At 56.6% G+C, this 25,506-nt stretch carries 20 protein-coding genes; 13 read left to right on the forward strand and 7 right to left on the reverse strand.

Features of this window, described 5'->3' with window-relative positions; genetic code table 11:
• The first annotated feature begins 17 nt into the window (after positions 1–17).
• From ACL2XP_RS08565 to entH, 5 genes are read left to right on the forward strand one after another with little or no spacing between them, the layout of a single operon-like run.
• Complete coding sequence (locus ACL2XP_RS08565; protein ID WP_413738297.1) at positions 18–1,184, forward strand: isochorismate synthase; 1,167 nt, start codon at positions 18–20, stop codon at positions 1,182–1,184.
• 9 nt (positions 1,185–1,193) lie between these two features.
• Positions 1,194–2,807, forward strand: a complete 1,614-nt coding sequence (locus tag ACL2XP_RS08570) for a (2,3-dihydroxybenzoyl)adenylate synthase (RefSeq protein ID WP_413738299.1) — start codon at positions 1,194–1,196, stop codon at positions 2,805–2,807.
• Between the two features lie 13 nt (positions 2,808–2,820).
• On the forward strand, positions 2,821–3,675 hold the full coding sequence (locus ACL2XP_RS08575) for an isochorismatase family protein (RefSeq protein WP_413738301.1): 855 nt from the start codon (positions 2,821–2,823) through the stop codon (positions 3,673–3,675).
• Positions 3,675–4,430, forward strand: coding sequence for a 2,3-dihydro-2,3-dihydroxybenzoate dehydrogenase EntA (entA, locus tag ACL2XP_RS08580; protein WP_413738303.1), 756 nt, complete (start codon positions 3,675–3,677; stop codon positions 4,428–4,430). Before ACL2XP_RS08575 ends, entA begins: the two co-directional genes overlap by 1 nt.
• Position 4,431: 1 nt before the next feature.
• Positions 4,432–4,845 carry a proofreading thioesterase EntH gene (entH, locus tag ACL2XP_RS08585; RefSeq protein WP_413738304.1) on the forward strand — a complete coding sequence of 138 codons (414 nt, stop codon included), beginning with the start codon at positions 4,432–4,434 and terminating at the stop codon, positions 4,843–4,845.
• A 78-nt stretch (positions 4,846–4,923) separates the two neighbouring features.
• On the opposite strand, the gene fhuE (ACL2XP_RS08590) is transcribed toward entH, so the two are convergent.
• Together fhuE (ACL2XP_RS08590) and fhuE (ACL2XP_RS08595) are read right to left on the reverse strand one after the other, a co-directional pair.
• A complete protein-coding gene (fhuE, locus tag ACL2XP_RS08590; RefSeq protein ID WP_413738306.1) occupies positions 4,924–7,137 on the reverse strand; it encodes a ferric-rhodotorulic acid/ferric-coprogen receptor FhuE in 2,214 nt (737 codons plus the stop codon).
• Between the two features lie 326 nt (positions 7,138–7,463).
• Positions 7,464–9,662 (reverse strand): ferric-rhodotorulic acid/ferric-coprogen receptor FhuE, encoded by a 2,199-nt coding sequence (gene fhuE / locus ACL2XP_RS08595; RefSeq protein WP_413738307.1) that lies wholly within the window; start codon positions 9,660–9,662, stop codon positions 7,464–7,466.
• Between the two features lie 373 nt (positions 9,663–10,035).
• Here fhuE (ACL2XP_RS08595) and ACL2XP_RS08600 point away from each other — a divergent pair, with 373 nt between their 5' ends.
• The gene (locus ACL2XP_RS08600) at positions 10,036–11,130 is read left to right on the forward strand and encodes a YncE family protein (protein ID WP_413738309.1); all 1,095 of its coding nucleotides are present in this window, start codon (positions 10,036–10,038) and stop codon (positions 11,128–11,130) included.
• A 166-nt stretch (positions 11,131–11,296) separates the two neighbouring features.
• On the opposite strand, the gene ACL2XP_RS08605 is transcribed toward ACL2XP_RS08600, so the two are convergent.
• From ACL2XP_RS08605 to ACL2XP_RS08615, 3 genes are all read right to left on the reverse strand, one after another.
• Positions 11,297–11,881 (reverse strand): NAD(P)H-dependent oxidoreductase, encoded by a 585-nt coding sequence (locus ACL2XP_RS08605; RefSeq protein ID WP_413738311.1) that lies wholly within the window; start codon positions 11,879–11,881, stop codon positions 11,297–11,299.
• Between the two features lie 97 nt (positions 11,882–11,978).
• Positions 11,979–12,170, reverse strand: a complete 192-nt coding sequence (locus ACL2XP_RS08610) for a 2-hydroxymuconate tautomerase family protein (RefSeq protein WP_413738312.1) — start codon at positions 12,168–12,170, stop codon at positions 11,979–11,981.
• A gap of 45 nt (positions 12,171–12,215) precedes the next feature.
• On the reverse strand, positions 12,216–13,385 hold the full coding sequence (locus ACL2XP_RS08615; RefSeq protein WP_413738314.1) for an MFS transporter: 1,170 nt from the start codon (positions 13,383–13,385) through the stop codon (positions 12,216–12,218).
• A 116-nt stretch (positions 13,386–13,501) separates the two neighbouring features.
• Between ACL2XP_RS08615 and ACL2XP_RS08620 the strand changes: the two genes are divergently transcribed.
• Positions 13,502–14,371 carry a LysR substrate-binding domain-containing protein gene (locus ACL2XP_RS08620; protein ID WP_413738316.1) on the forward strand — a complete coding sequence of 290 codons (870 nt, stop codon included), beginning with the start codon at positions 13,502–13,504 and terminating at the stop codon, positions 14,369–14,371.
• Between the two features lie 182 nt (positions 14,372–14,553).
• Here ACL2XP_RS08620 and ACL2XP_RS08625 read toward each other — a convergent pair whose 3' ends face one another.
• Positions 14,554–16,353, reverse strand: a complete 1,800-nt coding sequence (locus tag ACL2XP_RS08625) for a sodium:solute symporter family transporter (RefSeq protein WP_413738318.1) — start codon at positions 16,351–16,353, stop codon at positions 14,554–14,556.
• A 469-nt stretch (positions 16,354–16,822) separates the two neighbouring features.
• Between ACL2XP_RS08625 and ACL2XP_RS08630 the strand changes: the two genes are divergently transcribed.
• The 3 genes from ACL2XP_RS08630 (at position 16,823) to ACL2XP_RS08640 (ending at position 20,553) form a co-directional block, all read left to right on the forward strand.
• The gene (locus ACL2XP_RS08630) at positions 16,823–18,958 is read left to right on the forward strand and encodes a heparinase II/III family protein (protein ID WP_413738320.1); all 2,136 of its coding nucleotides are present in this window, start codon (positions 16,823–16,825) and stop codon (positions 18,956–18,958) included.
• Positions 18,959–18,971: 13 nt separating this feature from the next.
• Entirely contained in the window at positions 18,972–19,748 is a 777-nt protein-coding gene (locus ACL2XP_RS08635; protein WP_413738321.1) for an SDR family NAD(P)-dependent oxidoreductase, read from the forward strand.
• A 94-nt stretch (positions 19,749–19,842) separates the two neighbouring features.
• On the forward strand, positions 19,843–20,553 hold the full coding sequence (locus ACL2XP_RS08640) for a FadR/GntR family transcriptional regulator (RefSeq protein WP_413738323.1): 711 nt from the start codon (positions 19,843–19,845) through the stop codon (positions 20,551–20,553).
• Between the two features lie 59 nt (positions 20,554–20,612).
• Here ACL2XP_RS08640 and ACL2XP_RS08645 read toward each other — a convergent pair whose 3' ends face one another.
• Positions 20,613–21,182: a DJ-1/PfpI family protein gene (locus ACL2XP_RS08645; protein WP_413738325.1), complete on the reverse strand. Its 570-nt coding sequence runs from the start codon at positions 21,180–21,182 to the stop codon at positions 20,613–20,615.
• A gap of 302 nt (positions 21,183–21,484) precedes the next feature.
• On the opposite strand from ACL2XP_RS08645, the gene ACL2XP_RS08650 reads away from it, so the two are divergent.
• From ACL2XP_RS08650 to ACL2XP_RS08660, 3 genes are all read left to right on the forward strand, one after another.
• Positions 21,485–23,047: an MFS transporter gene (locus tag ACL2XP_RS08650; protein WP_413738327.1), complete on the forward strand. Its 1,563-nt coding sequence runs from the start codon at positions 21,485–21,487 to the stop codon at positions 23,045–23,047.
• A 29-nt stretch (positions 23,048–23,076) separates the two neighbouring features.
• Positions 23,077–24,219 carry a glycoside hydrolase family 88/105 protein gene (locus ACL2XP_RS08655; RefSeq protein ID WP_413738328.1) on the forward strand — a complete coding sequence of 381 codons (1,143 nt, stop codon included), beginning with the start codon at positions 23,077–23,079 and terminating at the stop codon, positions 24,217–24,219.
• A 559-nt stretch (positions 24,220–24,778) separates the two neighbouring features.
• The gene (locus ACL2XP_RS08660) at positions 24,779–25,504 is read left to right on the forward strand and encodes a gluconate 2-dehydrogenase subunit 3 family protein (RefSeq protein ID WP_413738329.1); all 726 of its coding nucleotides are present in this window, start codon (positions 24,779–24,781) and stop codon (positions 25,502–25,504) included.
• Positions 25,505–25,506 lie beyond the last annotated feature (2 nt).

A 25,506-nucleotide genomic window follows, 5' to 3' on the forward strand; every position in this document is an offset into this window, starting at 1 on the left:
TAATGGTGGAAACCTTGATGTTTAAAACCGCTTCTTTGCAAGATTTCTCCGCGCTGTGCCGCGGTTTTGTCTTTACGTCCCCCTGGCGCAGCCTCGCAACGCAAGGCTGTTACGCCGCGCTTACGGCTCCGGTCGCCGACGCCGACCGGATGGACGGCGATTTCCAGCGGCAATTGCGCCAGCACTTCATCGATGCGCGGCGGCACGGCATTGCCCATCCCATTATCGTCGGCGCCATTCCATTTGACGTCACCCAGCCCGCGGCTTTGTTTATTCCGGAATTTCACCAGTCGTTCGACCGCGCCGATCTGACGCCGGCGGACCTGGATCGTCATTCCCCGGCGCCGCCCAAGATAAGTCGCCGCGTCGCCCTGCCCGATCATGCGGTTTTTACCAACATGGTGGCGCAGGCGGTGGCCGCAACGCAACGCGGCGAACTGGATAAAGTGGTGCTGTCGCGGCTGCTGGATATCGTTGCCGAGCAGCCGGTGGATACCGCCGCGATGATGCGGCGTATCGTGGCGCAGAATCCCAACAGCTACAACTTCCATTTGCCGCTGCCGCAGGGCGGCGTACTGATGGGGGCCAGCCCGGAGTTATTGATGCGCAAACAGGGCGGCGATTTCATCTCTTGCCCGCTGGCGGGCTCCGCGCGCCGGGAAACGGACGGCGCGCGCGACCGGCAGGCCGGCGATAACCTGATGAATTCGGATAAAGATCGCTATGAACACGGCGTGGTCACCCGCGCCATGAAAAACCTGCTGGCCGATCGCAGCATGTCCCTGCGCGTGCCGGAATCCCCCGAGCTGATTACCACGCCTACGCTCTGGCATCTCGCCACGCGGATAGAAGGGACGGTTAAGCACGCCCATGAAAATGCCCTGTCGCTGGCCTGCCTTCTGCATCCCACGCCGGCGCTGAGCGGTTTTCCGCCCCAGGCCGCCAATGAGCTGATCGCGCAACTCGAACCGTTCGATCGCCAATGGTTCGGCGGCATCGTGGGCTGGTCCGACGCCGAAGGCAACGGCGAATGGGTGGTGACGATTCGTTGCGCGTCAATCACGGATAATCACATGCGGCTATTTGCCGGCGCAGGGATCGTGCCCGCCTCGTCACCGGAAAATGAGTGGCAGGAAACCGGCCTGAAACTTTCCACCATGCTCAATGTTTTTGGACTTCATTAAGGACTTATCATGACCATCCCTTTTACTCGCTGGCCAGATGCATTCGCAAGCCGCTATCGTGAGAAAGGTTATTGGATCGATCTGCCTTTGACGGACATTCTGGCCCGCCATGCAGACTCCGACGCAACGGCCGTTATCGATGGCGAACGTTGCTATAGCTACCGCGAGCTCGACCAGCTGTCTACCAATCTGGCAAGCGCGCTGCGGCTCAGAGGGCTGGAACGAGGCGAAACGGCGCTGGTGCAGCTGGGCAACGTGGCGGAGTTTTATATCACGCTGTTTGCCCTGCTTAAGCTGGGCGTTGCGCCGGTGAATGCGCTTTTCGGCCATCAGCGTACGGAACTCGGCGCCTATGCGCGCCAGATTGCGCCATCGTTGCTGATAGCCGATCGCGGCCATGCGCTGTTTCACAATGACGAATACCTCGACAGCCTGGTCGAGCAATGCCCTTCGCTGCGCGTTATTGCCTTGCGCAACGGGGAAGGGGATTACTCCCTGGCGGCGCTGATGGCCGCTGCGGGACAACGCGCGCACCTGATTCCCTCCGCCGACGACGACGTTGCGCTGTTTCAGCTTTCCGGCGGCAGCACGGGTACGCCGAAGCTGATTCCCCGCACCCATAACGATTACTATTACAGTATTCGCCGCAGCAACGAAATCTGTCATTTCACGGCGCAGACCCGCTACCTTTGCGCGCTGCCCGCCGCGCATAATTACCCCTTGAGCTCCCCGGGCGCGCTGGGGGTATTCCTGGCCGGGGGGCGCGTGGTGCTGGCCGGCGATCCGAGCGCCACGGGCTGCTTCCCGCTGATAGCAAAACATCAAATCAACGTCACGGCCCTGGTTCCTCCCGCGGTCAGTTTATGGCTGCAGGCCATTCGCGAAGGGGGCGGTAATACGCAGCTGGCGTCCTTACGGCTGCTGCAGGTGGGCGGGGCGCGGCTTTCCGATTCGCTCGCCGCGCAAATTCCGGCGGAAATGGGCTGCCAGCTTCAGCAGGTATTCGGCATGGCCGAGGGATTGGTAAATTACACCCGCCTGGATGACGACGATGAGCATATTTTCAACACCCAGGGGCGTCCGATGTGCCCGGATGATGAAGTCTGGGTAGCCGATGAGCATGGCAATCCTTTGCCGGCGGGCCAGGTCGGGCGGCTTATGACGCGCGGGCCCTATACTTTCCGCGGCTACTATCAAAGCCCCGAGCATAACCGGCAGACTTTTGACGCCGACGGATTCTACTGTTCGGGTGATTTGGTGGCCATCGACGCGCAAGGCTACATTACGGTTCACGGACGGGAAAAAGATCAGATCAATCGGGGCGGTGAAAAAATCGCCGCCGAAGAAATCGAAAACCTGCTGTTGCGCCATGAGGCGATCGTTCATGCGGCCCTGGTCAGTATGGACGACAGCCTGCTGGGCGAAAAGAGCTGCGCTTATCTGGTCACCCGGCGCCCGATAAAAGCGGTGGACATCCGCCGCTATCTGCGGGCATTGGGCGTGGCGGATTTCAAATTGCCGGATCGCGTGGAATGCGTGGAGTCGTTGCCGCTCACCGCGGTTGGCAAAGTCGATAAGAAACAATTACGCCAGCGTCTGGCCCAGCGCCCGCCGGCATCCTGAATGAGAAAAAGATATGGCTATCGCAAAATTGAACGCATACGAGCTTCCTGTGTTGCAGGATATCCCGCCCAATAAAGTGAACTGGGCCTTTGAGCCGGAACATGCCGCGCTGCTCATTCATGACATGCAAGATTACTTCATCCATTTCTGGGGTGACGACAACCCGATGATAGGCCAGGTGATAACGCGGATCGCGGCGCTGCGGCAGTACTGCAAACAGCAGCATATTCCCGTTTACTACACCGCGCAGCCCGGCCAACAGACCGGCGAGGACCGGGCGCTGCTAAATGATATGTGGGGTCCGGGCCTGAATCAGCATCCCGGGCTGCGCAACGTGGTGGCCGAGCTCGCGCCCGATGCAAGCGATACGGTATTGGATAAGTGGCGTTATAGCGCGTTTCACCGCTCCCCCCTTGAGCAAATGCTAAAGGAAAGCGGCCGCGATCAGCTGATTATTACCGGCGTATATGCGCATATCGGCTGCATGACCACCGCCACCGACGCCTTTATGCGCGATATCAAGCCGTTTATGGTCGCCGATGCGCTGGCGGATTTCAGCCGCGAGGATCACCTGATGGCGCTGAAATATGTGGCCGGGCGCGCGGGGCGCGTGGTGATGACGGACGATTTGCTGCCGGTGCCGCTAAGCAAAACGGGCCTGCGTAACCTGATCACGCCCTTGCTGGATGAATCCGATGTGCCGGAAGATGATGAAAACCTGGTCGATTATGGACTGGATTCGGTGCGCATCATGGGCCTCGCCGCCCGCTGGCGCAGGGTCCACCACGATATCGATTTTGTTATGTTGGCGAAAAACCCCACTATCGATGCCTGGTGGGCGCTGCTTTCCCGCAAGGAACACGCGTAATGGCCGGGTTGGACTTTAGCGGAAAATCGGTCTGGGTTACCGGGGCCGGTAAAGGAATAGGTTATGCCACCGCGCTGGCGTTTGCCGATGCGGGCGCCCGCGTGACCGGATTCGATCTTGACTTCGGCCTTGATGATTATCCGTTCGATACCGAAGTAATGGACGTGGCGGATGCCCCGCAGGTCGCCCGGGTATGCCGGCGTTTGCTGGCGCAGGCGGATCGCTTGGATGTATTGGTCAACGCCGCGGGTATCTTGCGGATGGGCGCCACGGACGCGCTGGCCATGGACGACTGGCGGCAGGTATTTGCGGTAAACGTGGGCGGGGCATTTAACCTGTTTCAGCAGACCATGCCGCAGTTTCGCCGCCAGCGGGGCGGGGCGATCGTTACGGTGGCCTCGGACGCGGCCCATACGCCGCGCATCGGCATGTCGGCCTACGGCGCGTCGAAAGCGGCGCTGATAAGCCTGGCGCTGACGGTGGGCCTTGAACTGGCGGACGCAGGGGTGCGCAGCAATGTGGTGTCCCCCGGTTCAACCGACACGGACATGCAGCGTAGCTTATGGGCCGACGGCGACGCGGAACAACGGCGCATCCGCGGTTTTGCCGAGCAATACAAGCTTGGCATTCCATTGGGTAAAATCGCGCGTCCGCATGAAATTGCGGGCACTATTATGTTTCTCGCCTCCGACTACGCCAGCCATATTACGCTGCAGGACATTGTAGTGGATGGCGGTTCGACACTTGGGGCCTGACATGATTTGGCAACGCCATTTAAGTCTGGAGGAGCTCAATGCCACCAGCAAAGCGACGTTGGTCGCCCACTTGGGCATCGTCTATACGGCCATCGGCGATGACCGGCTGGAAGCGGAAATGCCGGTGGATGCCCGCACGCATCAGCCGTTCGGCCTGCTGCACGGCGGCGCGTCCGCGGCATTGGCTGAAACCCTCGGTTCAATGGCGGCGTTTCTTACCACCGGCGACGGGCAATGCGTGGTGGGCACCGAGCTCAGCGTAACCCATCATCGGGCCGTATCGCAGGGGAAGGTGCGAGGCGTCTGCCTGCCGCTGCATAGGGGGCGGCTTAACCAGTGCTGGGAAATCGTGATTTTTGACGAACAGGGCAGGCGGTGCTGCACCAGCCGGCTCAGTACCGCGATGCTGGGGTGATACGCGGCCCAGGCCGGCGCGGGAGTGCGCAATAGACATTAATAACAAAGGCCCCGCAAGGGGCCATTTACTATCGGCCTAGAAACTATAGTTGGCCGTTACCGTCACATTACGCGGCTCGCCATATACCGTATATCGCTCAACGGCGGTATCGTAGGTTTTGTCGAACAGGTTATTCAGGTTAGCTTGCAGCGACAGTTGTTTCGTCAACTGGTAGCGGCCAAACAGGTTGACCAGCGCGTAGCTGCCCTGTTCCGCGCGCAGGGTGCCGTTGCCGTCCGGCGCCTCTACGTTCTGCCAGATATGCGTCTGCCAATTGACCCCGCCGCCGACGGTCAGATCCTGCAGCATCGGCAAGCGATAAGTGCTGAATAACTTCAGTTCGGTGCGCGGCAGGGTCGGGCTTACCGCATCCCCATTGCGATCTTCCGCTATGTAGCGGGTGGCGCCGAAGGTCATCTGCCAGTTATCCGTCAATGCGCCGTTGGCTTCGAACTCGACGCCCCTGCTTACCGCCCCTTTGGCGCCATAGTAGGCGGTTTCCGTGGTGCCGGGAATAATGGAACCGGTGCTTTGCGCCACGTTTTCCAGCTCAATGCGGAATACCGCAAATGAGGTGGTGAGCCGGCTGTTATACCAGTCGGCTTTTACGCCGGTTTCATAGTTCTTGCCGGTGACGGGGGAAAGGTAGCTGCCGCTGCGGTCGCGATAGGTCTGTGGCTTAAAGATCGAGGTATAACTGGCGTAAGCGGACCAGGTATCATTAATATCATACACCAGCCCCGCATAAGGCGTGACGTTGTTCTTCTCCATATCGGCGGTCAGGGTGTTGGCGCTCCAATTAGTATAACGGGCGCCGACGATCAAATTCAGCGGATCGGCCAGCGAAATCCGGGTAGCGGTATAGGCGGACTTCTGGCGGATGGTATCTTCCTGCGCCAGGGTACGCTCATTCCATTCCGTTTCCGGGAAATCGCTATTCCAGTTATTGAAATTACCCACGTCGGACGGGGAGAGATTGGCCCAGGCGTTAAAATAGCGGTTGTTCTGTTTGCTATAGCTAACGCCCGCCATCAGCTCGTGCCTGCGCCCGAATAATTCATAAGGGCCGCTGGTAAAGGCATCGACGGCGTCGACCTTGCGCTTGCCGGTGTTGTAGCCGGTTCCGCCAACCACGGGGTAATTGGCATAAGGGCTAACGCCGATACCCGTGTTTTTATCGAAGTAGCCATCGATATACAGCATTTTACTGTCGAGGGTGTTTTCCGTATGGGTGCCGTTGAGGGTGAACTGCCAGCCGTTGTCGAATTTTTGGTTCACGGTGGCAAAGACTTTTCGGGTGTCCTTGTCATTGTAGGCCCAGTCGGGCGCCGTATTGAACTTGCGGCTGTAGTCGGTTTTGCCGCCATCGGCGTACCAGCGCGGCGCGCCCCCCCAGGTCGGGCTATTGGTGCTGGTTTCCTGATATTCGTAGCCCACGGACAAGGTGGTGGAATCGGTCAAATCAGCATCCACCACGCCATACAGGAATTTCTTATTGGCGCTGTAGTTATCGATATAACTGTCGTTATCCTGGTAGCCGGCGATGATCCGCCCGCGCACATTGCCCGAGTCCGTCAGCGGCGCGGAAAGATCGGCCACATAACGCTGCTTATCCCAACTGCCGTAGCTCGCGGAGACATTACCGGTAACTTCACGGCTGTCGGCGTGCTTACGCACCATATTCACCGAAGCCGAAGGATTGCCGGCGCCGGTCATTAAGCCAGTGGCGCCGCGCACCACTTCAATGCGGTCGTAGATGGCGGTATCGGACGCGGCATCGCCCAGGTTCCATCGCTCTTCAAATACGGTTGGGATACCATCGACCTGGTAGTTATCGATTAAAAAACCGCGCGAGTAATAGGTCCGGCGGTCAAAATCCGCCACCTTCTCCGTTATCCCGGTGGTATTACGCAGCACGTCGCCCAGCGAATTCAGCTGCTGGTCCCGCATACGCTGCTTGCTGATGATGCTGATGGATTGCGGCGTGTCGCGCGCGGTGAGAGCCATTTTGGTGGCGGCCCGGGTGACCGGGACGCTGTAGTCGCTTGCCGCGGTGTCGGCCGCGCTTGCGTTCGCTGCTTCCACCACCAGGGTTTCTTCTTTTTGCGCGGTTTCAGCGGCCGAGGCGTACGGCGCGTGCAGCGCAACGGCGACCAGCACGGCAAGACAGGACAGCGATGTAACCGGGAGGAGAGCGGCAGCGGAACCGCCGACGCCGTTCTCTCTATTATGATATGGAGCAAAAAACATGAGTTACCCTTAAGATATGCAAATATTTTCAATTGGTTGAAAGGAAACACATTTTTCATGGATGAGAAATGCTGCACATTTGGTATCTTTCACCGCTAGCGCCTTTGGCGAGAAATAAACACGTGAAAACATCCCAGACAACAATGCGAATGAGAATTGTATTTATTTTTATTAGCAATGTAAAAAGATATTAATGAACTCGCGGAAATTTTTGCTGTCGCCATGTTATTGCAGACATTGTTGCAGGGGCGAGGCGGCGCCGATGGCCTACGCCAGCCCCGCATAAATGACTACCGACAACATCCCCGGCACGGGGCCGGGGGGCATCAAAAAGCATAAGAAAGACTGACGGAGTAATTGCGCGATTCCCCATAGACCGCGTAGTCGCTCAGCCAAGAGTAGTAGGTGCGATCAAACAGATTGTCGATGTTGGCCTGCAGCGCGAGCTGTTTGGTTACCTGGTAACGGGCGAACAGGTTGGCCAGCGGGTAGCTGCCCTGGTAAACACGCTTCGTTTCACCATCCGGTCCGGTTCCGTCCTGGAAGGTGCGGTTTTGCCAGTTCACGCCTCCGCCAAGGGTAAGATCCGGCATCGTCGCAAGCCGATAGCGGCTAAACAGTTTGAATGAGGTCTGCGGCATATTGCTGTTAAAACGGCCGGAGGAATCCCTGGCCACATAGCGCGTGGCGCCGAACGTCATCTGCAGATTGTCCGTCACCGCGCCATTAAGTTCAAATTCCGCGCCTTTGCTGACCGCGCCTTTCGCGGCGTAATAAGCCTGCTCGCTGGAACCGTTGACGTGGTTGTCGCCGTCGGATTGCCCCACGTTGTCCTGCTCGATACGGAACACGGCGAACGTTGCCGTCAGGCGACCATTCATCCAGTCCGATTTCAGGCCGGTTTCATAATTTTTACCGGTAATCGGCGCGAGATAGCCGCCGTTGCGATTGCGATAAGTCTGGGGCTGGAAGATGGAGGTATAGCTGGCGTAGGCCGACCAGGCATCGTTGATGTCATACACTAGCCCGCCATAGGGGGTGAGGTTGTTCTTGCTCATGTCGCCGCTGCTGCCGCTGGTTTCCCACTGCGTGTAGCGCGCGCCGACGATGAGCGCCAGCGGGTCGGCCAGCGAGAAGCGCGCGGCGGTATAGGCGGATTTCTGCCGCACGACATCATCGGCATTGAGGTACCAGTCTTCCCATGCCGGTTCGGCCACATCGCCGCTCCAATGGTTGAAACTGCCCATTTGGTCGGTATCCATAGGCCCGTTCGCGCTGTAAGTGGCGTTATGCTGACGGCTGTAACTGACGCCGGCCACCAATTCATGCTGACGGCCGAAGAGCCCGAAGGGGCCGGTGGCGTAGGTATCTACCGAGTCCAGCTTACGTGTCCCCCGGTCTTTGCTGCCGAATCCGGAAATGCCCTCGCCGGTCACGACATCAGGAAAATCCATGATATAGAGGAGCTTATCGTTGAATGTCTCTTCCGCATGAGTGCCATTGAGGCGTAAACTCCAGCCGTTATCGAAGTTATGGGTTGCGTTGGCAAAAACTTTACGCGAATCGATGCCGTAGCGCGTCCAGTCCGCCGATGGGTTGGTGCTGCGATCAAAGTGCGTGCGTGAACCGTCGCTGTACCAGGTGGGCAATCCGCCCCAGGTCGGGTTGCCGGTATTGCTTTGCTGATAGTCGTAGCCCAGCGACACCGTGGTGTTGTCGGTCACATCCGCGTCCACCACGCCGTACAGGAATTTTTTGCTTTTATGGTAGCGATCCAACCTACTGTCCTGATCCTGATAGCCCGCGATGACGCGGCCGCGCACCTTGCCGGATTCGCTGAGCGGACCGGAGACGTCCATGACATAACGTTGCTTGTTCCAACTGCCGTAGCTGGCCGAAACATTGCCGGTAAATTCTTTGCTGTCGGCATGCTTGCGCACCATATTCACCGATGCCGCCGGATTGCCGGCGCCGGTCATCAGTCCGGTGGCGCCGCGCACCACTTCGATACGGTCATAAATGGCGGTATCTTCCCCGGTATCGCCAAAATTCCATGTATCGCTGACCGAGGTGGGAATATCATCGAAGGTGTAATTGCTAATTTGAAAACCACGGGAAAAGTAAGCGGAGCGTTCGCTATCAATCACTTCTGCCGCAATGCCGGTGGTGTTATCCAGCACATCGCCCACCGATTGCAGGTTTTGATCCAGCATTCGTTGCTGGGTAATGATACTGAGGGATTGCGGTACGTCGCGCGGCGTCAGCAGCATTTTCGTGCCGGCGCGCGTGGTTTTGGCGCTGTAATCCTGCTGCTCATTGGTTGATCCCGTAGCCGTGGCATCAACCACCATGACTTCCTGCGAGTTTGACGCCGGGGCCGGGGTGTCGCTACCGGTTTCAACCGCCAGCGCCGGTGCAGGATTGATGAGCCCATGAATCGCCAGTGCCAGCAATGAAACGGTAAACGCGTTTTTGATACCCGGCGCGCGCCTACCTGCGCCGGCTTCCCTGCAATTGAAAGACATAAATACTTCCCGTAAGGAACGTTGTTATCCGAAACGAGCCGCTTCTTTTTTATTGGCCTGACGCCAATGCGGCGTTGTTACCCGGTGTTAATACCGTTACTCGGCCGGCATCGCAAAAAGAAGAGCAGTAAGAAATGAGAAAGATAATGATAATGATTTGCGTTAGATAAATATCGAGAATGTTTTATAGCAAATGTAACAAACTGTTATTATTGAAGATGTCACGATGCTTGGCGAAAGGGGCGGCGCCTGCGGACTGCGGTATCGCGTTTACTTATGTTTTTGTAATGCGTATGATTCTCATTCTTTTTTGTGAGTCTCCCGCCACGGCCCAGCCTTGGCGGGAGACGTTCATCCATTGATGGAGTTCAGAATGAAATCTGTGTTCAGTCCGCTTAAAGCCGCGGTGGCAATTGCGGTGGCGGCATCGCTCGGCCTGACGGCGTGCCAGGCGCCGGCCAAAAAAGCTGCGGCCCCCGCTGCGGCCTCTGTCAATCCGAAGCAGGTTGATGCGGGAATTTCCCAGCGCGTTTTAGGGGATGGATTGTATGAAATGACCTATTCCCCAGCGGCGAAGGCGCTTTATGTCGCCAGCGCACAGTCGTTTAAAGACGTTAACGGCGGCGTACTCTATCGTCTCGATCCCGTTACCCTGGCAGCCAAGGGCGAGACCCACACCGATTTGAAAAATTTTGGCATGGCCATCGATCCCGACGGCAGCGTGCTTTATACCACCAACACATTGGATGGCGGCGTTTCGAAGGTGGATGCAAAAAGCGGCAAGGTGCTGCAACGCTTGATGTTTAGCGAGAAAGACGGCGACGGCGATCCTCTCGGTGCCCGTGAAATTTTCTGGCATCAGGGCCAGCTCTATATTGGCGGCGTGGGTGACCCCGGCGTCATTTGGGTGGTGGATGCGCAAACCATGCAATTGAAGACCCGCATCAAAAATGCCGGCAAATGGGTGACGGGCATTATCTATTCACCCGTTACGGACCGCCTCTACGCGGCGAACGGCGCAGGCGAGATTTTAGCGATCAACCCGCACAGCCACCGCATTGAAAAACGCTGGAAGCCGGACGACGGCGACGCTTATTTGTTCCTGAACCTGGCGGAAGATCCCGCGACCGGTCGTCTGTTCGTGACCGACGACTCCAAAGCGAAAACCACTCTGGTATTTGATGAGCGCAGCGGCAAGGTGATCAAACGTATTAATGGGGACGCGCTGGGCATCAAATTTAATGCCAAACGCAATGAGATTTACATCAGCCAGCGCGGGTCGAAAAAAGTGCTGCAACTGGACGCCGCCACCTATGCGGTGAAAAACAGTTGGTCATTCGACAACCATCCTAACAGCCTGCTGGTTTCACCGGATGGACGGACCTTGTATGTCACCGTGAAGCAGGACGCCAACGAAGATAACTCGACGAAAGGCCCGGACAGCGTGGTCCGTATCGCGCTGAAATAATCCTCCCGCAGCGACGGCGCGGCCGCCGCCGCGCTCAGGGACGCCGGAGCCGGGCGTATTACCGAAATAGCAAAACACGATCGGTTCACTGCTAATGAACTCCAATCAGGTGCTGTTAAAGCAAAGCAACCGGCCCGCCGATCAAATAGGCCCGGTTCTCATACGATCATTTAAACAGCCCGCGGCCGATCGCCTGTGCCGCATCAAGGGAAGAACCCGGAAATCCGGCATCGGAGGCGAGCAGCAGCTCGGAGGTGCGGACTCGCGCGCCGCAGAAATCGAAGATGCCGTGGTCGATTTGCGTTTTCATTGCGCCGCCATAGCCATGCCGCGCATAGGTCCTCTGATCGCCGCCGCCGATAGCGATGAGATGCACCTGCAGACGCCGTAGTTTTTTCACCAGTTTTCCGTCGGTGTCGTCATAAGCCCAGCCTTGGGTAAATACCCTATCTATCCAGCCCTTGAGTTGCCCGGGGAAAGACCACCAGTAGATCGGATAGACCAGAACCAGCGCGTCCGCGCGCTCAAGCCGGGCGTGCTCCGCGGCGACATCGGCCGGTGGCCCGGCCTGCTTCAGGGACAGGGCGATATCGGCCCGGGTGAAGCGCGGATCGAATCCTTCCGCGGCTAAGTCGGCGATTTCAACGCAATGCCCGGTACCGGCTGCGGCGACCCCTTGCGCCACTTGACCGGCGACGGCATGGGTGAGCGACCCGGGCGCGGGATGGGCGATGACGATAAGTGCGTGCATGGTCAGTCTCCAATGAGCCTAATAAACCTACCAATAGTAACTTACCTTTGGTAGATTATCAAGGCCCCAGGACGGGGAGACCGGCGCCAAGCCCGGATTAGCGCAGTTCGGTGACCGGGACGCCGCCGATCCCCCAATTATCGGTGTCAACTTCATCAATAATCACGATAGTGGTGCCGGGGTTTTTGTTCAGCACGTCGACCAGCAGTTGCGTGGCGCCTTCTATCAGCCGGCGTTTTTGCTCGGCGGTAACGCCTTCGTTGGTGATTTTAATATTTACGTAGGGCATTTGATCTCCAGATAGTCAACATTACGGGGGAACGGGATTTCATGCTCAACGCCTGTTTTTATAAAGGCGCCACTGGCAAAGGACGGCCGCCATAAAGAGCGCCGCGGCGCCCCAGGCCGTCGCCGTCGTCACCGCGCTGGAACCGGTTTGCAGGATGCTGGCGAGCAGGGGGCCAATAACTTGTCCGATACCGTATGTGAGCGTTACTACGCCGAGAAGATTGATATTCCCCGGTACGATTAGCTGTTTTGCCAGCGGCATAACCAATGAAGTGGTGCCCATGAACGTTGCGCCAAAACCGATGCAGCTCAGGACCAGCAGCAGGGGGGAGTGGCCGAACAGCGTCAGGACAACGCAAATCCCCTGGATTACCAGGTTGGCGCTGAGGCTTTTCAGTATGCCCCAGCGATGCGCGGCCCACAGCCAGCCATAGCAGCCGGGAATAATCGCCAGGCCGACGAGCGACCAGAGATGCGCCGTCAGCGCCGGCATACCCAGCCCGTTCGCCATCAGCGGCAGATAGGTGGCGACGATAATATAGCCAAACCCGGCCATGCCATAGAGCAACGCCAGTTGCCACCAATGCATGACCTGGCTTTCCCCCGCGGATGCTGCCGGAATGGCCGGCGAACCGGCGTTGGGCGGGGCAAGCAGGACCAGCAGCAGCAACAATGCCAATGATATGGCGCCCGCGCCCAGCCAGAGGGTTTTTGCGGTCAGTGCGTGGCTTAGCCCGGTAATGACATACTCGTTGCCCACTATAATCCCGCTGCCCACCCCGGCGTACAGCGAGGCAATAACCAAAGCGCTGCGAGTGTGCGCAAGCACCACCATCGAACCGAAAATCATCATGACCGCGCTGGCGATACCCGCCAGGAAACGGACGGCTATTAGGATGGCGGGCTGTATGAATAGCGCCATCGCTGAAATCAGCAGTCCGGTCGTAATGGCGGCCAGCAGCAGCATCCGGCGGGAGCGGGAAGCGTGGTGGAAGGCGCCGAAGGAAAAAAGCAGGCTGCCGGCCAGATAACCCGCGTAATTGGCGCTGGCGATCCAGGAGAGCTGATTAAAATCAAGGTTTCCCTCCGCGAGCATTACCGGCAGCATGGGCGTGTAAAAGAAACGGCCTACCCCCATGCCCAGCGCTAACACAATCATGCCAAAGATGGCGGTACGCAACTGATGCGAGCCTGCGGCAGTGATATCCCTTGTCATATGTGCACTCATAATGTTCGTCGTTATTTTGTTAATAATTATTATCATGCCTGTATAAATGATAATAAAAAGTGAATATTATTGACGGTAACCTTCACTTAAAGTGCGGTATTGAAATGAACAGCGCTTCTCTGAATGTATTTAAAGCCGTGGCGGATACCGGCTCGATAGCGGCGGCGGCCAGGCGTTTACATTGCGTTTCATCCAATGTCACGACGCGGCTTAAGCAATTGGAAGCCGGCCTGGAGGTCTCCTTGTTCATCCGGGAGAAAAACCGTCTGTATATCACTCCCGAGGGAGAGCATCTGCTGCGTTATGCCAACCGGATACTGGCGCTTATCGACGAGGCGCAAACTTCCCTGCGCGATAAGAATCCCGTCGGTCCGCTGCGCATCGGCGCAATGGAAACCACGGCCGCGACGCGCCTTCCCCCCCTGCTCGCGCAGTTCCACCGGCATATGCCTTCGGTAGAACTGCATCTCAACACCTCGGCTAGCGGGCCGCTGACGGCACAGGTCCTTAACTCTGAACTGGACGTGGCGTTTGTAGCCGAAAACGACGGGATTCGCCATGATCTGCTGAATTCGGCGGTACTTTGCCGTGAGACGCTGGTGCTCGTCACCGCCGCCGGCCATCCCGATGTGCTGACCGGGGCGGATTTACAGGTGACCAACCCGCTGGCGTTTCGCCAGGGCTGTAATTATCGCCTGCGGCTCGAACATTGGTTGTGGGAGCAGGGGATAAGCGAAGCCGCGCCGCAGGAGTTCGGCTCATTTCAGGCTATTTTGGGATGCGTCGCGGCGGGTATGGGTATAGCGCTGTTGCCTGAAAACGTGGTATGCCAGTATGAGCAGGGCTTTTCCATCCGCAGCCATGGGATTACCCCGGCGATCGGTGAAGTGGATACGCTGATGATCTGGCTTAAAAGCCGCGAAACGAGCCGGGTATTACGCTGCTTTAAAGATTTTGTAAGCGAACAGAATTAACGCAATGAGCGGGCAACAAGCCCGCTTCGCTGGCGGCGCGGTCCCTTAGTGATATAATCAGATTTCTAATCCGGTTTTTTAACTTAACAATTCCATTTATCGACTCATCGTGCCGGACAAAAATATCCGCAATAAAATTAGGGCAATAATAAAAATACCCCGCATTTTTTCACCGTTCCACCTTACCTGTGCGACGTCGCCACGTTTCCTTTGCGCGCTTTTTCGGCCAGCGCCGCTTTCATGCCTTTCTCCGCGCTGCGATGCAAAACCCAGCCGAAGGTCAGAATCGACAGGGCGCACAGCAGGAACAGGAACCGGCCCCACAGCGGGTTCGGCACCAGCACCATTAACAGCAAACCGGCGCCCATATACATCGAAATGCGGCCGATTTTATCGCGTTGCAGGCGGTCGAATTCGTCCTGTTCATTATCGGCGTACACGGGTCGTTCCATGTCCGCGAAAAACTGCTCGCGCTGGGTATCGCGCGCCGTAGCCCCTTGGCGATAAAACAGCGTCGTCAGGCAGAAGAACCCGCCGGTAAAGACCAAATGCGCGAAGATGTTCCACATGATCGCGACATCCAGTATTTCACGCGGCGTCAGGGGAATACCCAGCAGCCGCGCCACGTCCGGCGCGGTAAACACGTTGGCGACGATATAAGACACGCACAGCCCGAACAGTACGGTGACCCACGCCGCCCAGTCCGGCGTTTTGCGGATGAACACGCCGAGGAACAGCGGCACGATAATCGGCGCCTGCATCAGCGTGCCGACTTTCATCATGAGATCGAACAGGCTGACCGTCTGCATGGTATGCATGTATTGCGCCACCAGAATCACCAGCACGCCGTTTACCAGGCAGGCGATTTGCCCGACGCGCAGCTGATATTTATCGCTGCGTCCGGTATTGCGGTTGACGATCGGCGTCCAGAAGCTGCGCACGAAAATCCCCGAATTACGGTTCAGCGCGCAGTCCATCGACGACATGGTGGCGGCAAACAATCCGGCCATCAGCAGCCCGACCGTGCCCATCGGCATCGCGCGTTCGGCGAAAATCAAATATACCGCATCGGTGGCGTTTTTCCCCAGTTCCGGGTGTGCGGTGGCGGCGTCAGGATAAAGAATGGCGACCGCCCAGGGCGGGATGAACCAAATAATCGTCCCGACCAGCATCAGCAGCAGCGCAAACAGCGCGGCCTTTTTCGCATTGAAACTGTCTTTGGCATTCAGAAAGCGGTAGGAATCCTGCAGGTTATTGATGCTCTGCACATTTTTGATAAAGAAGAACAGGAAACAGGCCGCCAGAAGCGAGATGTAATGCGGGCCGACGCCCGGGCCGGTGAAAAACCCGGCAGGGAATTCGGTCACCAGTTTGACCGGGCCGCCGACTTTAACCAGCGCCACCATCGCGCAGGCGATGGAAATGATCGCCACCACCAGCGTCTGCACAAAATCGCTCGCCACCACGCCCCATGCCCCGCTTAACAGTGAAATCACCAGCACCACCAGGCCGGTGACCCACAGCGTCAGCGTGATGTCGTGCTGGAACACCGCGCTGGCAAACACCGCCAGGCTGTTTAGCCACACGCCGGCGCTGAGAATGCTCAGCGGAATAATCATCCAGGTGAAAAACTGTTCGTTGCCTTTGCCGAAGCGATGGTTGATGGCCTCGGTGGCGGTATCGACGCGCAGCTGGCGAAAGCGGGCGGCGAACCACCACCAGGCGACCAGGTAACCGAACACGTTACCGGCAAATACGCTGACCACGTTAAAACCGTAGCGGTAGGCCTGCCCGGCGGCGCCGGTAAAGGTCCAGGCGCTAAACTGAATCATGAAGGCGGTGGCACCGACCATCCACCACAGCATTCGTCCGCCACCGCGGAAGTAATGGCTCGAAGAGCCGGAAGCCATCTTTTTGAAGGCATAACTGATGGCAATCATTAAGACGAAGTAACCGATCATGACCAGAACATTGATATCCATTGCCGTTACTCTCTCGTTTGCAGGTGAGGTATTTTTGAGGCCGTATTGAGCAAGCGTAGAAGAGGGTGGTAAAATTAAAAGTCGGACAAATAAGAAAAGTCCATTTTGTTATCAGATTGTGACTTTCGTCACTTGATAGGCATTATTAGGGCTTTTATGCTGCTGTTAACTGGCGAGTCTTGCCGTAAGGTGCTTTATTAGTATTACTAAAGCATCGGCCAATAGCCGATTCGGGAGACCATATGACGTCATTGCAGGGCCGTAAATGGCGGGCAAGGCAGGCCGCGGCCGCCGTGCTGATGCTCGGTTGCGCCGGCGCGCTGCGGGCGGCGGAACCGGCATTTTTTGCACGCTGCGCAAATGGCGGAGGTGCGTCGGCAATTGCATAATCATAGCGCCGCGCCGCAGACCGCCGACGCCTACCTACTCCACAATCTGCTCCACAACCTGCCGCACGGGAGAACTGAAAATGAGCACCTGGCAGCCTTTACTGATTACTCCCGCGGAAGCGGAAAAACTGCGCGGGCAGATCGACGCGGAGGGTCCGCTGGCAAACGCGCTGCGGGCACACATCTCGGCGCTGGAAAGCTATATCACGCAGCCGCAGGAAATCCCCGGCCACGGTGAAGCGGGCGGCCCGGAGCATACCCGGCATAAGCGGAATTATGTGCACATCAACCTGGCCGGACGCTTGTTTCTGATCACCGGCGAGCCACGTTACCGCGACTTTGCCCTGACGCTGCTCAAGGGCTATGCCGACATTTATCCGACGCTGGGCAGCGCGACCAGCAAAGACAGCAATGCCCCGGGACGCCTTTTTCACCAAACGCTGAATGAAAACATGTTCTGGCTATATGCCGTGGAAGGCTATCATTGCCTTATCCCGTCGCTCGGCCAAAGCCAGCGCGCGCACATTGAAGATAATCTGTTTCGCGTAATGGCCGACGACGCGCTGAACCGCCACGGCAAAGATTTTGATATCGTGCACAACCACGGGATCTGGTCGGTGGCCGCGGCGGCGATGGGAGGTTACGCGCTCGACGATGCATCGCTGGTCGAAAAAGCGCTGTACGGCCTGCGGGGCGACGGTGAAAGCGGCGGGTTTTACGCGCAACTCGGCCAGTTGTTTTCTCCGGACGGCTATTATATCGAAGGGCCGTATTATCACCGTTTCGCGCTGCGCCCGCTGCTGTTGCTGGCCGAGGCGCTGGAGCGGCGGCAGCCGGAGTTGCAGATTTATCAGTTCCGCGACCAGATTATCCGTAAAACCTGCGAAGCGCTGATGCAGACCGTGTTTCCCGACGGTACCTGGCCAGCGCTCAATGATTCCTCCAAATCCATCAATCTGCGCGATGACGGCGCGGTGATTGCCGCCAGCGTGTGTTATCACCGTTATCCGCCCAATCCGCAATGGATCGCCGTGGCGCAGCGGCAGCAAACCCTGTGGGTCAGCCCGGCGGCGCTGGATTTGTCCGCCGCGTTGCAGGAGGCGCCTGCGCAACCCCTGAACTGGGGCAGCGCGGAACTCAGGGATGGGCCGCAAGGCACCCGGGGCGGCGTCGGTATTTTGCGCAGCGATACGGACGACCAAAGCATGGCGCTGATGTGGTACGGACAGCACGGCAGCATCCCGCGCCTGCATTCGGCGCTGAATCACGGGCATTTCGACGGCCTGCATCTCAGCCTGTTCAATCGCGGGCGCGAGTATTTGCGCGACTACGGGTTTGGCCGCTGGGTGAACGTCGAACCAAAATTCGGCGGGCGCTACATTCCCGAAAACAACAGCTATTGCAAACAAACCGTCGCCCACAACACGGTGGTGGTTGACGGACAAAGCCAGAACGGCGGGCAAAGCCTGGCAGCCGAAAAACGCTGGGGCGAGCGCCATTTCTTTGTGACCGGCCACCAGGCGGGACAGGGCATGAGCGCCAGGCTGCACGACTATTATCCCGGCGTTGATCAGCAGCGAACCCTGCTGATGCTCAGCCTGCCGGAGTTCAGTTCCCCGCTGATCGTGGACGTATTCAGCCTGGCCGGCGATAAACCGCATCGCTACGATTACTGCCTGCATTATCTCGGACAGTGGGTGCGCAGCGATGTCGGGCTCGACGTTGCCGTGCAATTAGCCCCCCTCGGCGAAAGCCATGGTTATCAGCATCTGTGGGACTGCGCGCGCGGCGCGGTTGCGCCGGGCGGCTCCGCCTTATTCAGCTGGCTTGACGGCGACTGTTACCGGACGCTGGTCAGCGCGTTTCCCGCCGGCGGTGAAACGATCGTCGCGCGCACCGGCGCCGGCGATCCGCATTTCAATCTGCGTAATGAACCGGCGCTTTTACTGCGCACCCACGGCGCGAACGCTATTTTTGCCAGCGTTTTCGAAACGCACGGCTATTTTGATGAAGCCACGGAAACCTCGCTCGGCGCGCGGGGCCAGGTCTTAAAGGTCAGCGTCGTTTGCCACGACGCGCGGCTGACCGAACTGAACATCCATTGCAGTGAAAACCGGACACTAAACGTTCGTATCAATAACGGCGCCGCGCCGGCCGCGGAGAACGCGTTCAACGTGGCGTGGCAATCCGTCGCACCGCTTTACACCCATGATTAATGAAGGAGCATTTATGTTTAACGATTTGCAAGGCCAGCGTGTTTTGATTACCGGTTCGACTAAAGGCATCGGCCTGGCGGCGGCGCGGGCGTTTGCCGCGGCGGGCGCGAAAGTGGGTATTAACGGCCACCGTCATGATGACAGCCTTGGGCGGCTGGCGGCGGACATTGCCCAACACGGCGGCGAAGTGGCGTATTTCCCGGCGGATGTGACGAAATCAGCCGAGTGCGCGGCGCTGGTGGCGAATTTCGTCGAGCGTTTTGGCGGCCTTGACGTACTGATCAATAACGCGGGCGGTCTGGGCGGACGCCAGGGGCTGGAAAATATCGACGATGCGTTTTACGAGCAAGTAATGGATCTTAACGCCCGTTCGGCGCTGATGGTCACTAAATATGCTATTCCGCATTTACGCCGCGCGGCGCAACAAACCGGTAAAACCACGTCGGTGATCAGCACCGGCTCGATTGCCGGACGCGAAGGCGGCGGCCCGGGCGCCAGTCTGTATGCGGCCTCCAAAGCCTGGCTGCATAACGTTCACCGTAATTGGGTGAAGGAATTCACCAAAGACAATATCCGTTTCAACGTGATCGCGCCGGGTACCATCGACACGGTGTTCCACGCCGATAAAAGCGCGGAAGTCCGCGAGAAAATTGCCGGCACCATTGCGATGGGACGTTTTGGCACCAGTGAAGAACTGGCGCCAAGCTACCTGTTTTTCGCCTCGCACGCGTGCAGCGGCTACATTACCGGCCAGATTTTAGACGTCAACGGCGGCCAGTTGGCGCCATAGCGCACGGTTCGGGAGTTTCAGGCCGGCGGAGCATGCAGCGCTCCGCTACCTGAACTATGATGTCGACAATCCGCAACAGGAAAAAGAGACCCGCATGACGATGCAGTTTGAAACCGCCGCCGGTATGACCCGCGGCCTGAATACTCATATCGCGCGCGATATCGCCCGCAAGATCCTCTCCGGCGAACTGGCCGCGGGCGCCATCTTGCCGAGCGAAATCGAACTCGGCGAGCAGTTCGGCGTCAGCCGCACCGCCCTGCGCGAAGCTTTGAAATTGCTGACCTCCAAGGGGTTGCTGGAGTCACGCCCCAAAATCGGTACCCGGGTTAAAGAGCGGCCGCAATGGAACATGCTCGACCCGCAATTGCTGGAATGGATGCAGGGCATGGAAGCAACCGAAGATATCTATCACCAGTTTCTTGAATTTCGCAAAGCAATCGAACCGCACGCCACTGCGCTTGCCGCGGTCAACGCCAGCAAAGAACAGCGGATTGAACTGTCGCGGATTTACCGCCAGATGCGTCACGTCGCGGAGAACTTTGATGCCCAGCTCTGGGTGGATGTGGATACCCAGTTTCACCGGATGATTTTTATCTCCTCCGGAAACTGTTTTTATGTCCCGTTTGGTAATGTATTGACGACTATCTTTAAGTGGTTTTTTGCGTATTCGTCAAAGGAAGGCGGCATGTGCCTCAATGAACATAAAAAGATTTATGAAGCGATCATGGCGGGGGACGAAGGCGCCGCTTACAGCGCATCGCTGAGTTTGATGAAGGGACATAAACACCGGCTGACGCGGGATTGAAATTTCCCGCGCGGTTAAATTCAATGTCAAGGCATTCGGACCGATTTCTTCCGTTGCGCTTAATCCGCATGGCTTGCGCTTTTATAATAAATATGGTCGAGTTGGAAATCGATGTTTTCTCTTGCGCCGGTCAGGCGATAGGCTATGGCCGCGGCAAAATCGAATGCCACCCCTAATCCTTTGCCGCAAACCAGATTGCCATCCTCCACCACCGGATTATCAACATAGATGCCGCCGGTCACCTGCTGATATAGATCGCCCGAACAGACATAGCGGCGCCCGCGTAATAAATTATGCGCGCCTAATATCCGTGCCGCCGCCGAACAGATGGGGCAAATCAATCGCTGTGCTTCGTCGTGGCGCCTGATAAATTCCACCACCCGCGGATTGGCCGCCAGGTTGACGGTGCCGGCGGGGCCTCCGGGAATAATGACTGCGTCAAACAACGTATGCTGCCGGTCAGCCAGCAGATGGTCTGCGAACATGCGGATATTATGATAACTGACCACGTCTAACCGGTCCTGGCAGGCCAGCGTATCCACGTGTATGTCCAGGCGTCGCAAAAGATCGATAATAATGATCGCTTCCGCTTCTTCAAACCCTTCCGCTAACAGAATGACTGCTTTCATAATCAACCACTCCCAACTGAAATGATAAACCATCCCGGCCCGGTATATAAAGTCGGGTCGCGCTACGCATGAGCCTGATGGCATCATTTATAAAATACATTTTCTTTAATTATAAACCTGCCTTTCAATTATTTGAGGTGGATCGGCCGGTTCTTTATTTGTTTGCCATATCCTGGGAAATAGTGGCAAAAACCGGGAGGTTCTTCGTCAGCCGCGGGGATATCGTGAATCATCGAATGGCAGGCAGTAGTCAGTTCGCACCGGGTCATGTCTACAATGATTCCACTATGGGCAGGTTAACGATGACAACACGTAAAATCCGATTACATAATTATCTGGCCTACGGTTCTGGTGATTTTCTGGGGGCCGGCACCACGGCGCTCACCTCGGCATGGTTGCTCTATTTTTATACGACCTTTTGCGGGTTAACCGCGATAGAGGCGACGTTTATTTTCTTTTCCGCCCGGGTACTGGATGCGGTATTGAGCCCCTTGATGGGGTTTTTAACCGATAACTTCGGCAATACGTGGTTAGGCAAGCATTTCGGCCGGCGTAAGTTTTTTATTCTGTTGGGTATCCCCTGCGTGTTCAGCTACAGTCTGATGTGGATGGGGCATATGGAGTTCTGGTATTACCTGTTCACATATCTGCTGTTTGACTCGGTCTACACCATGATATTGGTACCTTATGAAACCCTGGTGCCTGAAATGACCGACGATTTCAAACAGAAAGCGAAATTTTCAGGCGCGCGTATCGCGCTGGCGCAAACCTCCGCCATCCTGGCCGCGTTTTTACCCGGCGTACTGTTAGCGCATTTTGGTAAAGATAACGCCATCTCCTTCTTTTACGCCAGCCTGGTATTCTCCACCCTGTGCGCCGTTATGTTAACGCTGGTTTATCTGTTTACCTGGGAACGGCCTGCGGAACTCAAATCGGAAGCCACCCTGAAACTTGAACGGGAAAAGCAGCAGTTAACCTTGATGCAAAGTCTGAAGCGACTGCATATAGAGCTGTCTTCAACGTTGCGTATTCGTATTTTCCGACAGCACCTGGGATTGTATTTAGGCGGCTATATCGCGCAGGACATATTTAACGCGGTATTTACCTACTATGTGGTTTTTGTCCTGATGCAAAGCGCGACGGTGGCGTCACAATTGATGGGCGTTATGTCGATTCTTCAACTGATAGCCGTGCTGTGCATGATCCCATTGTGTATTCGCCTTGGGCCGGCGCCTTCGTATCGCCTGGTGGTGACGTTGTTCGGTATCGCGGCAATCGCTTATGGCGCCCTGTATTATTTCAGCCTCGATTATAATTTCCTGCTGTTGATGGCGATCTCCGGTATTGCCGGACTGGGCCGGGGCGGCATCAATTATGTTCCCTGGAATATTTATACTTATATTGCCGATGTGGATGAAGCGATCACCGCGCAGCGGCGCGAGGGGGTATTTGCCGGCATTATGACCCTGACCCGTAAAGCCTCCCAGGCCGGTGCGGTAATGCTGGTGGGGATTATCTTGCAGATATCCGGTTTTGTTTCGGGGCAAAGCACCCAGGCACCGGGCGTCAAGCATACCATTCTCGCCGTCCTGTGCGTCGGCACGGTGATCATTCTCTGTATCGGTTTCTATATTTCCCTCCGATTCAAACTGAACCTGAAAACCCATCGGGTCTTGCAGGAGGAAATCCGCAAGATGCGCGCGGCGAATCGGCCGGTTCCGCAGGATATTACCCCCCAAGCCCGGGCGACGGTTGAAATGCTGGCCGGCATGAAATATGAATCGCTGTGGGGAAACAACAACATCGGTTATTTGAACCACGGCAAGGATATTCCGGGGAAAGAATCCCGATTGGAGCATGTGTGAATCAAATTAAGGTAAAGTAAGGAATAATAATGGCCGTTTTTAAAGTAAAACACAGCGCGTTATTGCGCCAGCCGGAACATTTCATTTCGCGGGACGATCTTAAATCATTAATTTGTAAAATTACCGATAATTTGGTCAATATTAAAGATACCACCGGTGAATTCTTGCTGCGGCTGGACGATGGCCGGGTTATCGATACCAAAGGCTGGGCCGCGGGTTGGGAATGGACCCACGGCATTGGCCTGTATGGAATTTATCAATACTATCGCCAGACCGGTGATAAGGCGATGCGCGCCATTCTGGATCAATGGTTTGCCAATAGCCTGGCTAAAGGCACCCCGACCAAAAACGTCAATACGGTCTGCCCGTTTTTGACGCTGGCCTATATGTATGAAGAAACCCCTCATCCGCAGTGGCGCCCCTATCTGGAGCGCTGGGCCGAATGGGTGATGTATGACATGCCGCGCACGGAAAAACAGGGACTGCAGCACATTGTTTATAATAATGAAAATCACCAGCAAATGTGGGACGATACATTAATGATGAGCGTGCTGCCGCTGGTGAAAATCGGCAAATTGCTTAACCGGCCGGAGTTTGTCGAAGAGGCCACCTACCAGTTTTTATTGCACACCCAGTATTTGATGGATCGTGAAACCGGCCTATGGTTCCATGGCTGGAATTTCGAAGGTAAGCATAACTTTGCCCATGCCCGCTGGGCGCGGGGCAATAGCTGGTTAACGGTGGCGATCCCGGAATTCATCGAACTGCTGGACCTGCCCGAACGCAATGCCACCCGTCGCTTTCTGCTGCAAATATTAACAAGCCAAATTGACGCGCTGGCCGCATGCCAGGATGAAAGCGGATTATGGCATACGTTGTTGGATGACCCGGATTCCTATTTGGAAGCCTCGGCTACCGCCGGCTTTGCTTATGGCATTCTAAAAGCGGTGCGTAAACGTTATATCGACGGCGCTTATCTGCCCATGGCGGAAAAAGCGATAGCCGGCGTCATCGCCAATGTCAATGCGCAAGGCGAACTGACCCGCGTCTCGTTCGGTACGGCCATGGGCAGCGACCTTGACTATTATCGCCAGATCCCGCTGACGTCCATGCCCTATGGCCAGGCGATGGCGATTTTATGCTTATCTGAATATTTGAATAAATACGTGTAACGCTGCCCGAACCCCGCCCAGGGGATGACCGGCCCCACATCCCGGTGCGTTGGGTTAATTCGCTGCTGCCTACCGCGTTCTTTTAGCCGGCCAGGCAGGCGCGGATCTTGCCTGCAACATGCCTCAAAGGAATCGATAACCCGGCCTGGATTTGGTGTGCCGATGGATTCTGCGGTGGCGATCAAGCCCTGGGCGTTGATATTCATCGTGGTTTGCGCCGACGCATTGCGTATCGAATAACAACGTAAGCCTTCATCGGCTTGGCGGTAAGGGCGCGATAATTAGCATGGAAAACATCTTTTTGTCATAAACAAAATCCCCCATCTATGCCGTGAAATAATAATTATCAAAATCAAATTATTATAAATTCCTGCAGCTGAAATGTTACCGGTAACTCTCGGTGTTATTTACATAAATTAACATTTCTATAACTTGTATTGACAAAAATAGCGCTTATTCTACCTGTAAAATTATCACACAAATAATTATTAGCCACGACGTACCGGGCTGGTTGCGGTAGTGCCTGGCGCATTGATCAACACCCTTTAATGGAAGATTTATGAGCAAGCAAAATGACGAGGGTATCCCCTCACGGCGGCGTTTTCTGCAACAAACGCTGTCGCTTATCCCGCTGGCCGCAGCCGGGAGCGGCGTTGTTTCCTTCGCCGGCCAGGCAGCCGCACCCGCATCCGCAGGCGTTTCCGCCCACTATGTCCCCATTTTTTTCAACAACGACGAATGGCGTTTTATCCTGGCCGCCGCCGACCGGCTGATTCCCACGGATGAATACGGGCCGGGCGCGGTGAGCGAAGGAGTGCCGGTCTATATCGATAAGCAGATGGAGCTGCCCTACGGCTACGGCCATTTATGGTATATGCAGCCCCCCTTTGCCGAGGCCGCGGCCGAATTGGGCTATCAATCCCCGCTGGCTCCGCGCGACACCTATCGCCGCGGTATTAAAGCCGTGGACGATTACTGCCGGCGGCAGTTTCAACATGTCTTTGCCGACCTTGGCCCCGAGCAGCAGGACGCGGTGCTGCACCAGTTGGAAGATGGCAAGCTGACGTTCGATAACGTGCCGGGCACGCTATTTTTTACCCAACTGCTGGATAATGCCAAAGAGGGTTATCTGGCCGACCCCATGCATGGCGGTAATCAAACGCTGGCCTCGTGGAAACTGATCGGTTTCCCGGGCGCGCGCGCCGACAACCAGCAAACGATGGACCATCCCAATAAGCCCTATCCGCTGGGTCCGGTCAGTATTTCAGGGAAGAGGAGTGTGTAAAC

This window comes from Sodalis sp. RH21 (genome assembly GCF_047324175.1).
GTDB lineage: Bacteria > Pseudomonadota > Gammaproteobacteria > Enterobacterales > Enterobacteriaceae > Acerihabitans.

What these genes read in the sequence shown, in the direction of transcription:
- ACL2XP_RS08565 (WP_413738297.1), top strand. Translation starts at nt 18, where the DNA reads ATGTTTAAAACCGCTTCTTTGCAAGATTTCTCCGCGCTGTGCCGCGGT.
- ACL2XP_RS08570 (WP_413738299.1), top strand. Translation starts at nt 1,194, where the DNA reads ATGACCATCCCTTTTACTCGCTGGCCAGATGCATTCGCAAGCCGCTAT.
- ACL2XP_RS08575 (WP_413738301.1), top strand. Translation starts at nt 2,821, where the DNA reads ATGGCTATCGCAAAATTGAACGCATACGAGCTTCCTGTGTTGCAGGAT.
- entA (WP_413738303.1), top strand. Translation starts at nt 3,675, where the DNA reads ATGGCCGGGTTGGACTTTAGCGGAAAATCGGTCTGGGTTACCGGGGCC.
- entH (WP_413738304.1), top strand. Translation starts at nt 4,432, where the DNA reads ATGATTTGGCAACGCCATTTAAGTCTGGAGGAGCTCAATGCCACCAGC.
- fhuE (WP_413738306.1), bottom strand. Translation starts at nt 7,137, where the DNA reads ATGTTTTTTGCTCCATATCATAATAGAGAGAACGGCGTCGGCGGTTCC.
- fhuE (WP_413738307.1), bottom strand. Translation starts at nt 9,662, where the DNA reads ATGTCTTTCAATTGCAGGGAAGCCGGCGCAGGTAGGCGCGCGCCGGGT.
- ACL2XP_RS08600 (WP_413738309.1), top strand. Translation starts at nt 10,036, where the DNA reads ATGAAATCTGTGTTCAGTCCGCTTAAAGCCGCGGTGGCAATTGCGGTG.
- ACL2XP_RS08605 (WP_413738311.1), bottom strand. Translation starts at nt 11,881, where the DNA reads ATGCACGCACTTATCGTCATCGCCCATCCCGCGCCCGGGTCGCTCACC.
- ACL2XP_RS08610 (WP_413738312.1), bottom strand. Translation starts at nt 12,170, where the DNA reads ATGCCCTACGTAAATATTAAAATCACCAACGAAGGCGTTACCGCCGAG.
- ACL2XP_RS08615 (WP_413738314.1), bottom strand. Translation starts at nt 13,385, where the DNA reads ATGACAAGGGATATCACTGCCGCAGGCTCGCATCAGTTGCGTACCGCC.
- ACL2XP_RS08620 (WP_413738316.1), top strand. Translation starts at nt 13,502, where the DNA reads ATGAACAGCGCTTCTCTGAATGTATTTAAAGCCGTGGCGGATACCGGC.
- ACL2XP_RS08625 (WP_413738318.1), bottom strand. Translation starts at nt 16,353, where the DNA reads ATGGATATCAATGTTCTGGTCATGATCGGTTACTTCGTCTTAATGATT.
- ACL2XP_RS08630 (WP_413738320.1), top strand. Translation starts at nt 16,823, where the DNA reads ATGAGCACCTGGCAGCCTTTACTGATTACTCCCGCGGAAGCGGAAAAA.
- ACL2XP_RS08635 (WP_413738321.1), top strand. Translation starts at nt 18,972, where the DNA reads ATGTTTAACGATTTGCAAGGCCAGCGTGTTTTGATTACCGGTTCGACT.
- ACL2XP_RS08640 (WP_413738323.1), top strand. Translation starts at nt 19,843, where the DNA reads ATGACGATGCAGTTTGAAACCGCCGCCGGTATGACCCGCGGCCTGAAT.
- ACL2XP_RS08645 (WP_413738325.1), bottom strand. Translation starts at nt 21,182, where the DNA reads ATGAAAGCAGTCATTCTGTTAGCGGAAGGGTTTGAAGAAGCGGAAGCG.
- ACL2XP_RS08650 (WP_413738327.1), top strand. Translation starts at nt 21,485, where the DNA reads ATGACAACACGTAAAATCCGATTACATAATTATCTGGCCTACGGTTCT.
- ACL2XP_RS08655 (WP_413738328.1), top strand. Translation starts at nt 23,077, where the DNA reads ATGGCCGTTTTTAAAGTAAAACACAGCGCGTTATTGCGCCAGCCGGAA.
- ACL2XP_RS08660 (WP_413738329.1), top strand. Translation starts at nt 24,779, where the DNA reads ATGAGCAAGCAAAATGACGAGGGTATCCCCTCACGGCGGCGTTTTCTG.